The organism is Roseovarius sp. ZX-A-9 (genome assembly GCF_028369135.1).
Taxonomy (GTDB): Bacteria; Pseudomonadota; Alphaproteobacteria; order Rhodobacterales; family Rhodobacteraceae; genus Roseovarius.
The window spans coordinates 1-12,005 of sequence record NZ_JAPWHW010000030.1; the positions used below are offsets into that span (position 1 = coordinate 1).

Consider the following 12,005-nt stretch of genomic DNA (forward strand, 5'->3'; position numbering starts at 1 on the left):
GCGCCGTAGGACACGTCTGTGATCTTTTCACTGACGAGGAATGCTACAACTTCTTCAGGGCCGCAGGCTATGAAACCAATTGAACGCAACACGCTCTAGAAGCGCAAAAGCGTTTCCTTGAATTCGCGCCCCAGTCCCAAAGCAGCCCCCCCCTCTGACCTGAGACATCAGGTACAGCCATGCGGCGCAAAGCATTCATCTTCTGCGTGCGAATCACGAGAACACTCCAGGGCGAATCTTTCGCGAAATGCATTTGTGAGCGAGTTTATGCCGCGCACCCGACACCCGACTTGTCCAATCGTAGTCGGAGGGCTATTCCGGAACAAAGTCGGGCTAAAACTAAAACAGGCAGGCACCGATGGTGGGACTAAACGCCAGAACGGCACCGAGTAGTGCATTCGATCCATTCACGGCAAAACTTGGCCTGTCCGGCTTAGGTAGACTCCAATGTCGGCATCAGTCCTGTAGACGTGCCCTGCCCCCACACGGGACGCCGACCAGACGCATTCTGAGGACACGTGGCCCATGATTTTGTTTGGCGACATTTTTTCAGAAGCGCCTGAATTGGACCATTATTGGCCCACGATACATACCTTTTCAGTCTTATTGCTGCCCAACTTTCGGGCGAACGATGGTGCATCGAGCCTTTCTAAGGCGCCCACGAATAAGAAAAGGAATGCATCATGAATGGTCTGAACCCTACGCGTGCGCGTCTCCTTGAGACTTTCGGGCTCGATCTGGAACTCGCGCACGGCAACGGCTGCAGACTTTACGACACAGCAGGACGAGAGTACCTAGATTTCCTTTCACAATACGGCGCATTGCCCTTTGGCCATAACCCACCGCAGATATGGGATGCGTTACGCAACCAAGAGAGCCTCATGCGGCCCGCAATGGTGCAACCGTTGCGGGCTATCGAGGCTGAGCGCCTGGCCGACAAGCTGGCCAGCATCGCGCCGCATGATCTGAACGTAGTAACATTGGCCAACTCTGGCGCAGAAGCAGTGGAAGCCGCGATCAAGCTTGCCCGTGCAAGGAGCGGCCGCGACCACATCCTTTCGACCCTCAACGGCTTTCACGGCAAGACGATGGGCGCCCTGTCCGCAACTGGCAAGCCGATGTATCAGAAGGATTTCGGCGGCCCTGCTCCCGGATTTGAATATGTCCCATTTGGTGATCTCGAGGCGCTTGAAGCTAAGCTCGTAGCCGACCACGACAGTATCGCCGCATTCATCCTCGAGCCGATCCAGGGCGAAGGCGGCGTCGTCTGTCCCTTGGATGAGGGATATCTCGGTGCTGCCATCGCGCTCTGCCGCAAATATGGCGTCCTGAGCATCATTGACGAGATTCAGACTGGGCTCGGCCGCACCGGTCAGCTCTTCGCTTGCGAGGATTGCCCGGAACCCCCGGATATGCTGTTACTCGGCAAAGCCTTGGGCGGTGGTTTAATGCCGATCTCGGCCGTCATCGTGCGCCCAGAGGTCTGGGATGACCGCTTCGGCTTCCTGCACAGTTCAACCTTCGCAAACAACAACCTTGCCTGCGCGGTGGCCAATGCCACGCTCGACCTGCTCTTGAAGGACGACCGCACGTTGATCAAAGACGTAGAGCGCAACGGTCACTATTTCCACGCCCAGCTGGAGGCGCTCAAGCAGCGCTATCCGGAAGTGTTGAACGAGGTGCGTGGGCGCGGCTACATGCGCGGGATCGTGTTCCGCAAACCATTTGAGCGGGCTGATTCCGCCTCCATGGCCTTTTGCGGGCTGAACGGAGGCTTCATCGGGCTCTTGAGTTCCTATCTCCTCAATGTCGAGGGCGTCCTGACGGCCCCCGTCTTCAACGACGCCAACGTGATGCGCTTGCAGCCGGCCCTGATCTCGGGCCAACCCGAAATCGACCGGTGCATCACCGCGCTCGAGGCCGTCTGTGATGTACTCGCCCGCGGGGATTACCACGCGCTCATGCAGCACCTCGTGACGCCAAAGCGGGCTGCGCAACTGGCCAAAACGGAACCTGCCATGCCCCAACAGGGCCCGGCAAGGGGTCTGCCAGAATCGGTGCCTGGACGCTTCTGTTTCCTCATCCATTACACGCAGGAAGAAGATCTCTTGCGGTCCGATCCATCCTTCGCCAATTTCAGTCCCGAAGAACGGGCCACCTGGATGGAGTGGGTCAAGCGCGTCGGCCCAGGCTTTGCCTGGCCGGTTGCGGGGGGAACCTCGCGCGCCGGAGCAACGGCCGAAGGGATGATCATGTCCGTACCTCTCCTGCCCAAGGACATGATGGGCGCGGGCCGAAAAGACGCACGAACCATGATTCAGGCGTCCGCTGGCATGGCCGCAGAATTTGGCGCGAATCGCCTCGGGCTTGGTGCGTTCACCTCGATCGTAACCAATGGTGGCGCCGCCGTCGCCGGCCACGGCGTACCGGTAACCAGTGGCAACACACTGACCACGGTATCTGGCGTGACCGCTCTTGAAAGGGCAGCCCGGCGTGTCGGGATTGATCCGGCCAACGCGCATATCGTTGTAGTAGGCGCCACCGGTGCAATCGGTCGATTGGCCAGCTTGATGCTTGCCCGTCGGGCGAACCGGCTGACCCTGGTAGGGAACGCCGGCAACAGACAAGCGCAGACATTCTTGGACAGAGTCGCCGACGAAGTGGTGCACACCTTGTCCGTAGAGGACCTGCCCCCCAGAGCAGGCGGCCTGAGTACCTGTGTGCAGAATTTGCTTCCTCCGCAAGGCGAGGTCATGACCAAAGGTGTGGCCAAAGACTTTGCCCGAGCCTGCGCCGAAGTCGGCCTGTCAACTCCGATAACCGGCACGACCGACCTGAACAGCGCGCTTGAGACTGCAGATATGGTGCTCGTGGCGACCAGTGCCGAGGTGACATTCCTCGATCCGACACAATTGCGCCCCGGCACGGTTGTATGTGACGTAGCACGTCCACCGAACGTGACACAGGCCGATCTCTCCGAGCAAGGCGCACTTGTCTTTGATGGTGGCTTGGTAAGACCCCCATTCCCCGTGAATCTCGGGCCTTTCCAGAACCTCCCGGAAGATCTCTGCTGGGGCTGCCTTGGCGAAACGATGCTCTTGGCGCTTGAAGGCGAGGCAGACGATTACAGCCTCGGGCGCGATCTGAAACTGTCTGACGCGGACCGCATTTCCGAAATGGCCCGTCGCCACGGGTTCGAACCTGCAGAGCCACAATGGTACGGTGAGTCACTGACGGACGCCGACTTCGAGCGTGTCGCCGCGGCGCTGAGGCAGCGACAAGCAGCCGAGCGTTCCTCGCTGACGGGTACGAATGTGTGGGCTGCAGAATGATGCCCACACTTGGGAAATCATTTTCCTGCTTGGGGTGCCAATACGCAACCGCGCGTAGGTGAGAGTCGGCAAAACCCTCACCCCTGACAGCTTGATGGTAAGGCCCGGTCAAAGCTCTATATCCGTCGCTACGGTCGCTTCAAGAAAGCTTTATGGCAATCCCCCCGTTTGTGGGGGGATTGCCATATATTCTTTGTGACAGGACCTGTTCAGATGCCCGGGATAAACCGCGGCAGTCGCGGAAGAAGTTCTTTCAGCAGACCGTTCATCTCAGCTTCGGCTTCGGCTTCGGCATTCGGCTGGCCCTTCTTGATCGGGCTGATAAGCCTGAGGATGGCGCCGTCCGTGCGCCCCGCCATCAGACCTCTGGTCAACACACTGATTTTCGCGGAAGTATTCCTTGGCATCGTCTTGCCCATATGTGTGAACCAGTAATACACGATCATCCGTTCCTCGTTCTTCTGGACGATAATGCGATTGATGTTGAACGGCGTCTCCAACCCCAGGTCGCCAGAAATATCGACCCGCTCCACTTCAGCGATTTCCCATCCTGCACCCGGCAGGCAAATTTCGGGTGTATGCTGCACACCATCCGCTGACAGGTCCTTGTACCACGCTGAAAAGAAATCGAGTGTCGGCGTGCCTGGTGCCCGTCCGAACTGAAGCGCGATGTAATCGTCAGCAGCCAGACTTCTTTCCACGTCGGGCGAGAACTTCTGCTCTTCACCGACCTGGCGCCATTCGCCAACCTGACTGGGAAACAGTGTAAAGCTAAACCGTTCCGGTGCGACCGGCGTGCGCTCTGGGATCAGGGGCCAGGCGCCAGCGGCGGCAATCATCAGTACGGCGGCGGTCATAAGTGCCACGGAAGGTTGCACAAGCTTCAGCCGCGCAAGCTGCGGGAATACCCCTTGAGTATCGAGATCAAGAGCCTCGGCCAAGCTCATCTTGCGAGGGTTCAGTTTCAGCAAGATCCAGGCAAGGCAGATAAGAATGAACACGCTGGCCATGAAGATGACCCATCCCTCGAAGAAATGGGTAAAGCCTTCGAGCCATTCCGGACCAAAACGCTGCATCAAGATCCCGGCCATTGCGATCCGGACCGAGTTCATGAACACGGCGATGGGCGCGGCTGCGACAAGAAGCAGAAGCTTGTGCCAAGTCGGGCCTTGATAAAGGAAGGCGAAAATATAGGAGAAGCTGAGGATCGGGAAAAGATAGCGGAGCCCTGAACAGGCCTCGGCCACATGCAGCTTCAAAACGCCAAGGTCGATGATATTCCCATCAAGGAAGACCGGAACGCCCGCCAACCGTAAGAACCAGACCCCAAGCTCTGACGAAATAAGCTGTAGAAGGGTGGAGATCTCGTAATACACCATCCCGGGCAGGGGCAACATGAAGACAAGGTGAAGCACCGGCGGCCAGAAATGTTTGCCCGTCCGCCACCCAAAACTGATCAGGAGAATCCCGCCCACCCAGATGATCATGGCATACGCCACCAGACTGTCTGCATGCAGAAGCACACCAGAGACTGCGATCGTGATTGCGAGCAGCACGACGAGCAGACCTTGCCAGCGATCGCTCTTTGGGCCGGGTTGAGGTGGATATTGTTTCAGTTCCCGCAGGAACATCAATCCGGAAAGCACCGGGATCAGCGGGCCATGGCTGTATTCGGGCCTGCTCCAGGCATCGAACAAGACATCAAAGCCGGCGCTAAAGAACACCGCGGCGGCCAGAACGATCACAACCAACCAGACGAGCCCCCAGCTCAGTCGCCCGCCTGTGGCTCTGCTTAAATAATCTTGTCTCGATACTACGGTCATGGAACTAATTTCTTTACTAAGACATCACAGCGATTACACGCCCATCATGGCATTCTAATTTACTATCAGCAAACTGGCACGCTCCAAATACACAGTAACGTCAGAGACCTGCCTCCAGACCCCTCCTGCGTTCAGCTATCATATCGAACAACAAAGCTGCGCTGCCCTCCCAAAGGATAGCCTATCGGCACTCCAGGTGCGTTTTCAGCCAATAAGTAAGGCGGCAATGCGAAAATAGGTCAAGACGGTATCTAAGTGCCCCCTGAAACGAGAGCCTGTTCGCAGCCCGTATTGAGATGGCCAGTTCTTAAAAAACCACCGCGTGAGCCTGCCTCCAGTTTGCGGCAAGGCATCGCCGGTGCCGCAAATGGTAAGCAGCCCCAAGGCGAATCACATCAAGGGTTGGAGAGTTATTGCCTTCCCGTACGCAACCTTGCCTTTAATCCGAAAAGGCTACAGCCACCTCAGCGTGCAATAAACTGCCATATGGGGATGCAAAGGGCCAAATTCCTTTGAACTGAGTTCACAGGTGCCAGTCAACACTATAAACTGAAATGAGTTTATTTAACTAGGTGTGGAGTAAGATTGTGCATTTTTTGAGAGTCATGGGGACCGCTGCTGTGCTCACCTCGGCTGCTGCCATGGCCGATGCTGCATCTTGTACGACGATCGGTCCGGGCAATTCCGGATCCTTCGTATCCTTGGATAATGCAATTTCAGCAGCGTGTTTTGGCGGCAACGACACCAACCAAATCAATGCTTCTTTCAGTTTGTTTGGCAAGACTGGTTGGATGCTTGCAGACAAAAATGACGACTCAGCCGTGGGTTCACCAATCACCTTCACAGCAACAGGGCCAATTAATGGCGACGACGGCGGGGACTGGGGGGTCGTCGATTGGGCCGGGCGCACCACAGGTGATGTGGTCATCACCTTGAAGCCTGGCCACGGGTTTGGTGCATTCCTCGTAGATACCGATTACTTCAGCGGAACTTGGCTCGCCACCAAAGGCCTGTCTCACGCCTCGATCTACTATCGCGGAGTAACGCCAGTTCCGCTTCCGGCAGGAGGTATTCTGCTGTTGTCTGCGTTGGCAGGCTTGGGATTTGCCCGCTACCGTCGAACCTGATCTATTCACCACGGCCGACCAGACTGGGCTAACCGTACAAGTCGGCAAGCTGGTCCGTACCCCTCAGGGGATTACACAGTCGCAGCCTCGTCCGAGCATCGATCATGTTGGCCGGGGCGCGCCGCCGCACCAATCCCGGTGTCTCGGGCCCATAACAACAATACGAGAAGTGCCCACAGCTCCTTTCCGGCATTGATGCGCCGGTTCTGGTGGCTCATCCAGATTTTTTCCATAGCTTCTCTATCGAGGCCCAGGCCAGCGGCCAGCCCCTGATCCGAAATCAGCTCCGCCCCCCATTCCTGCAACGCTCCCCTGAGCCAGTCATCCAGCGGCATTGCAAACCCCTGTTTGGGGCGTTCGATCAGCGCCTGCGGAACGTGCCGATAAAGCAGCTCTCGAAGCAGTTTTTTGCCTTTGCGCCCATCCACATGCAGCCCGATCGGGATTTGCCGCGCCACATGAGAGACGCGCGCATCCAGAAACGGCGCGCGTGTTTCCAGTCCCACGCTCATCGCGGCGCGATCGACCTTGACCAGAATATCTCCGGGCAGATAGCCGGTCGTATCGCGCGCCATGATCCATTCCGCCATGTCCAGCCCCGCAGGATCGAGCGCCCTTGGGTCAGCGGTACATGGCGGCGCAGGGCTCAACAGCGCGCCCTCCAGGCCTTTGCCCGTTGAAATGAAGGTCTGATAGAAATCTTCAGCACTACCCGCCGAACGCAGCGTCGCGGCCAGCTTTGGCAGATTGTCGAGGGTGGTCAGCGGCAGGCCAAGTGCCGTGGTGGCATAACGAGACATCCGCTCGCTTCGCAATCCCCACTGCGCAGCGCCATTGACGGCACCAGCACCGGCATGGCGCAATATCCACGGCAAGCGGCTGATCCGCTGCCAAAGTCCGGGGCCGCGAATGTGGCGATTATACCCCCCAAAGACCTCATCCCCACCATCCCCGGTCAGGGCGACAGTCACATGCTTGCGCGCAGAGCGACACAGCAGTGTCGTAGGGATTTGAGAGCTGTCTGCGAAAGGCTCATCATAGATGCGCGGCAGGTCTGCCACGATAGCCAGTGCGTCGTCTTCTTTGAGGACGAATTCAGTGTGGTTCGTGCCAAGGTGCTCGGCAACGGCAGCTGCGTGCGGCGCCTCGTTGAAACGCTCGTCCTCAAAGCCAATGGAGAAGGTCCGGATCTGTCGGTCGGATCCTGCCTGCATCAGGCTGGCCACCAACGAGGAATCGACGCCGCCAGACAGGAAGCAACCCAAGGGCACATCGCTCACCATCTGATCGTTGATGACCTCTCCGAGGACATCCTCCAGTTTCGTGATGGCCTCTTCGGGGTCCGTGATCGTGGCAGGTTGGCCGAACTGTGCTTCGACCTTCGCAAAGCGAAGCTGTTCTGGTTCCGCCCCTGCGCGCAGGTGAACGATGCTGCCGGGCATCACCTTTCCGACACCCTCAAGGATACATTGGTGGTCAGGGACGTAGCCGAACTTCAGATATGAGCCGAGTGCAGCGTGATCGATATGCGGTGTCAGCCCCCCTGCGAGCAGCGCACGCAGTTCGGATCCGAATATCCACCCTCCGTCCTGCCGCGAGAAATACAGCGGCTTCTCTCCCATCCTGTCGCGCGCCAGCGACAGGTCATGGCTCTGACGATCCCAGAGCGCCAAAGCGAACATTCCAAAAGCGTTCTCAAGCGCGCGCTCCAATCCCCACTCAGCGATGGCGGCAAGAAGCGTTTCAGTATCGGAATGGCCTTTCCACGCAAGACCTGGCGCTCCCTCCATCAGAGTGCGGCGCAGCGCCTGATGATTGTAGATCTCGCCATTGAATACGAGAACGTATCGGCCACAGGCTGATTTCATGGGCTGGGCGCCGGACGGGCTCAGATCCAGTATCGAAAGCCGACGATGGCCAAGCGCTACGCCTTCAGCCTCATCAAGCCAGTAGCCTTCTGCATCGGGGCCCCGATGGGTGATGGAGCGAGTTACGGTGTGCAACCTGCTGAGTGTTTGTTCGGCATCATCAAATGGCCGGAAGGTTACAAAACCAGCTAGTCCACACATGTAGAGCTTCTCCCGGATTGCGGCCTCGACAGAAGATTATCACAGGCGTCGCGGTAGTCATCTTGAAACAAATCGGCCTCGGCCCACCTTTCGGCCGCACGCGCCGACATCTCTTGCCAGGACGCCGGATCGGCAATGATCGCAGCAACCCGCTGTGCGGTCTCTTCCGGCGTGCTGACGTGGATACCGGTATGCCCATCGTGACAATAGGAGGGTATTTCACCCACGGGTGTCACGACCGGCACCAACCCCATACCCATAGCTTCAATCACTGACATCGCCATCCCCTCGAACAGGCTGGTCTGCAGATAGAACCGGTAATCGCGCGCACGCGCCATCAGCGAGTCATGTGGCAGCGCACCCGGAAAGCGCACCGCATTACCAAGCTCCAGCTCGGCCACCCGCGCTTGCAACCCGGCAAGTGATCCGCGATCCGGGCCGATAATGTCGAATCTTGCGTCTGGTAACAGCCTGTGGATGGCCGCGAACACATCGAGCGCCTGCCCAAGGTTCTTTTCGGACTGCAGGCGGCCCCAGTAGACAAAATTCGGAGCAATGTTGCGTCCTTGGTCGGTAGATGACAGGCCCGGCAAGGCAGGCGGGCGCTTTGTCAGAAATGAAAGCACCCTCGCCCGTTTGCGTGCCGCCGCGGGAACACGGGCTTCCAGCGTCGAGGTGGAATCCGCCCAAATCTCGTCCGCCAGAAGCATCGCCGCGCGGTTGAGCACCCGGTCGAACACGTGAACATCCACTGCCGAATGCAAGAACAGCACGGTTTTCGTCCGCGGACGAAGTGCCTTGAGCGCAATCAATGTCGGGCAACAGCGCCAAAGCGAGACAACCACCAGATCTGCCCGGCTTTTCAACGCAAAGCGCAACAGTTTCCAATGTGCAACGGGATGATTGACGGATATGGTGGGCCCGTGCCAGTCCTCGGGGAACACCTCTACAGCTGAATGCGTCACCAAATAGGCACGACGAAAACGAACAGCCCCTGCCCTGCCGTCCCACTCGGCCGGGATAGACCGCACAGCGGTTTCCACCCCCCCCACCGTGTCATAAGGGATCAGATGCAGGACTTTATGCATCAATTACCGGCCTTTTCCCGGACAAGTTTCTCGGTCAGTTCTTCATAGGCGCGCGCCGTCAGTTTCGCATCATATTGCGTCAAGGCTCGCTTTCGAGCGGCAGCGCCTAGGCGGCGAGCCTCATCCGGATTGTCCAGCAAGTCGACAATTTCGGACCGAAGTGAACTCACATCGCGCGACGGGTAGAGCAATCCGACATCGGATGTGACCATATTTGTGACCCCCGATACGGCGCCCGCGATCACCGGCAGCCCCACCGCCATGGCCTGCATGATCGAATTGCTCATGGTCTCGCCAAAACTGGAATGAACATAGATATCGAGACTGCGCAGCAAGTCGCGCACCCCTTCGGCGCTCAGGGTGCCATGAAAGGTGACCCGGTCCTGCAACCCACGTCGCGCCACCTCGGCCTCCAGCGCGGGCCGGGTGGTGCCGTCCCCCGCGATCTCGAGCCGGGCGTCGACCCAAGGGCGCTCAGCGCAAAGCCCATCGAAGGCAGCGATCAACGTCTGATGATCCTTGTTGGGTTGCAACCGCGCTACCATGCCCAAACGTATCTGCGGTCCGGCCAGAAGCCGGTCAGGCCATCCTGATGCCGGACTGAAGTAATCGATATCAAGACCGTTTCCGATGATGTGGACCTTGCCGGGCCGATGCAGCAGACGCAGCTTGGCTGCGGCCGTCTGCGCGGCATCCTCGGTCAAATGGACGATGGCGTCCACACTGGTATGGGCAACGGCAAGCGACCCCCAGTCCTTGATCGACTTTGTGGATTGCGGCTCTGTCTCACGCACCAGCACCACCGCGCGTGAGCGGTTCCAGACCACCGACGGGATCGTCGCCAACCCGTGGACGAAAACCAGATCGGGATCTGTTTCGAAAATCGCCCGCCGCAAAGCCCGGTAAAACGCAACGTACCCCCGCCCGGGCTGCTTGGGCACATAGCGCCAGGCCATCTTGCGTTGGTCCAAACGCGAAACATAGTCAGGCAAAGGCGGCTCGACGCCGGTCAATAGGACTAAATGCTCAGCCTCCGCGAAAAAGCCGGCGTCCAGCATTCCGAACATGACGGCACCATGCCCGCCTAGCCCCGAGTAGAGGACATGGACCACACGATTGATCATAGCTTTATCTGTCATTGGCTTTGTCTCGTTCTGGTTTGGAGATAGGGATGCGATTTCGGACACTACGAAGCGCGCGCCGCTCATTTCTGATGGGACTTGCGCGGGCGGCGCGGGGGAAACTCGCGCACGAAACGGTCGTCATCGATTCCGAAAAAAGCAGATACCTCTTCCAGTCGATTCCATATGTCGTCATAGGCCAGCAGCATGACATTGTCAGACCAGTAGGCGTGGAATGCTTCGATCTGTTTCCGGACGGCTCTTTCAAACAGCTTCTGGCGTAGGCGCCCCCAAGTGAACTGACACGCGAGACAGCCCAACTCTCCGGCGTGCTTATGCACAAACTTCCGACGCTTGATCGACCGGAAGACTGCAGCCGGTTCATCATATACGTAAAGGATCCGTTTATTCTCGACCCATCCCTCGGGCAGGTGCGGCAGGTGCTTGAGATTATCCCTGTCGAAAAAGTCGTTTATCTGCACATATCGCGACAGATGCTTCATCAGAATTGTCGTGCCCGCGCCACCTGTCGAAATAACCAGATTACGCGGGATATCGTTTCCGGAAAAAAGCCGATCAAGCAGGATGCCGCGGATAATGGCGACCGCACCGTGCCGGAGCGGGCGCAAGGGGGCCTTTACAACTGCAATAATTCTGGGCGCTATTTCCATACAGTCTTCAATCGTTCCAAATTTGTGCAAGAATACGGGGGCTATCAGAGCCGCCGCTTGGCAGTCAATGCAAGCCTGAGCGACAGACCAAGCGGCCAGACTAAGGCTCTGGGCCAAGCGCTCGCTCTGGCCTGGTCAAAGTCTACAAAACGGGCAGAATTAGCCAGCATGAACTGACCAAGTTTATCGATTTCTTCCATACGCATATTATTCAGGTGCAGGCACATCGTATAAATGCCGATGCCGAAATTGACCGGGCGCTCGAACAGTTGCGGCACAAACTTGAGGCCGTTCTCACGCCAGGGAAACAACCCGTAGCCATCGGTCAGAGTGGTAAATCCCAGCGACGCCAACGCCTTCAGCGTCGCCTTGTCGTAGCTATGGAACGGCGCCATGAAAATATCAGTGCCGAGCCCTTCGCCTGCAAGTATTTTCTGCCCTGCGGCCAGATCGTTACGCTGGGCATCAAGGGGCCGCCCTGCAAATTCGCTGCGCGGCGTAATGCCCAGCAAACCTCGGTCATCGGTGTGGATCCGGTGCTGATACCCGTGTTGCGAGATACCCCAACCCCGCGTGCGCAGGGTTCGCATCGTCTCCCAGAAGGTCGGATCGGGCGCGTCGATCTGCAGATCGGGATCGTGGTTGTCAGGCACAACACCCAAAAGCGGCCGCACTGCCGCCGCCTCGAAATGTTCCCGGGCGCTGGCAAATTTCGCATGGTCCATCGTCGGGCAGATATCATCCAACCTGATCACAAATCGCGCCATCACATTG

8 protein-coding genes are annotated in these 12,005 nt (G+C 58.1%); 2 read left to right on the plus strand and 6 right to left on the minus strand.

Annotated features, from left to right (window positions below; genetic code table 11):
• Positions 1-683 precede the first annotated feature (683 nt).
• The gene (locus O3306_RS20255; RefSeq protein ID WP_272010717.1) at positions 684-3,332 is read left to right on the plus strand and encodes an aminotransferase class III-fold pyridoxal phosphate-dependent enzyme; all 2,649 of its coding nucleotides are present in this window, start codon (positions 684-686) and stop codon (positions 3,330-3,332) included.
• Positions 3,333-3,541: 209 nt separating this feature from the next.
• Here the strand turns inward: O3306_RS20255 and xrtD are convergent, their stop codons facing one another.
• Positions 3,542-5,155 carry a VPLPA-CTERM-specific exosortase XrtD gene (xrtD, locus tag O3306_RS20260; RefSeq protein WP_272010719.1) on the minus strand — a complete coding sequence of 538 codons (1,614 nt, stop codon included), beginning with the start codon at positions 5,153-5,155 and terminating at the stop codon, positions 3,542-3,544.
• A 641-nt stretch (positions 5,156-5,796) separates the two neighbouring features.
• Here xrtD and O3306_RS20265 point away from each other — a divergent pair.
• The gene (locus tag O3306_RS20265; protein WP_272010720.1) at positions 5,797-6,282 is read left to right on the plus strand and encodes a VPLPA-CTERM sorting domain-containing protein; all 486 of its coding nucleotides are present in this window, start codon (positions 5,797-5,799) and stop codon (positions 6,280-6,282) included.
• Positions 6,283-6,353: 71 nt separating this feature from the next.
• Here O3306_RS20265 and asnB read toward each other — a convergent pair whose 3' ends face one another.
• The 5 genes from asnB to O3306_RS20290 form a co-directional block, all read right to left on the minus strand.
• Positions 6,354-8,351: an asparagine synthase (glutamine-hydrolyzing) gene (asnB, locus tag O3306_RS20270; protein WP_272010722.1), complete on the minus strand. Its 1,998-nt coding sequence runs from the start codon at positions 8,349-8,351 to the stop codon at positions 6,354-6,356.
• Positions 8,339-9,439, minus strand: a complete 1,101-nt coding sequence (locus O3306_RS20275; RefSeq protein ID WP_272010725.1) for a glycosyltransferase family 4 protein — start codon at positions 9,437-9,439, stop codon at positions 8,339-8,341. Before O3306_RS20275 ends, asnB begins: the two co-directional genes overlap by 13 nt.
• A complete protein-coding gene (locus tag O3306_RS20280; RefSeq protein ID WP_272010727.1) occupies positions 9,439-10,578 on the minus strand; it encodes a glycosyltransferase family 4 protein in 1,140 nt (379 codons plus the stop codon). The genes O3306_RS20275 and O3306_RS20280 overlap by 1 nt, the downstream gene beginning before the upstream one ends.
• Before the next feature lie 65 nt (positions 10,579-10,643).
• Positions 10,644-11,231, minus strand: a complete 588-nt coding sequence (locus O3306_RS20285; protein WP_272010729.1) for a hypothetical protein — start codon at positions 11,229-11,231, stop codon at positions 10,644-10,646.
• A gap of 44 nt (positions 11,232-11,275) precedes the next feature.
• A complete protein-coding gene (locus O3306_RS20290) occupies positions 11,276-11,998 on the minus strand; it encodes a DUF2334 domain-containing protein (protein ID WP_272010731.1) in 723 nt (240 codons plus the stop codon).
• Positions 11,999-12,005: the final 7 nt, after the last annotated feature.

Excerpts from the sequence above, each read along its gene's own strand:
- O3306_RS20255 (WP_272010717.1), top strand. The coding sequence starts at position 684 with ATGAATGGTCTGAACCCTACGCGTGCGCGTCTCCTTGAGACTTTCGGG.
- xrtD (WP_272010719.1), bottom strand. The coding sequence starts at position 5,155 with ATGACCGTAGTATCGAGACAAGATTATTTAAGCAGAGCCACAGGCGGG.
- O3306_RS20265 (WP_272010720.1), top strand. The coding sequence starts at position 5,797 with ATGGCCGATGCTGCATCTTGTACGACGATCGGTCCGGGCAATTCCGGA.
- asnB (WP_272010722.1), bottom strand. The coding sequence starts at position 8,351 with ATGTGTGGACTAGCTGGTTTTGTAACCTTCCGGCCATTTGATGATGCC.
- O3306_RS20275 (WP_272010725.1), bottom strand. The coding sequence starts at position 9,439 with ATGCATAAAGTCCTGCATCTGATCCCTTATGACACGGTGGGGGGGGTG.
- O3306_RS20280 (WP_272010727.1), bottom strand. The coding sequence starts at position 10,578 with ATGACAGATAAAGCTATGATCAATCGTGTGGTCCATGTCCTCTACTCG.
- O3306_RS20285 (WP_272010729.1), bottom strand. The coding sequence starts at position 11,231 with ATGGAAATAGCGCCCAGAATTATTGCAGTTGTAAAGGCCCCCTTGCGC.
- O3306_RS20290 (WP_272010731.1), bottom strand. The coding sequence starts at position 11,998 with ATGGCGCGATTTGTGATCAGGTTGGATGATATCTGCCCGACGATGGAC.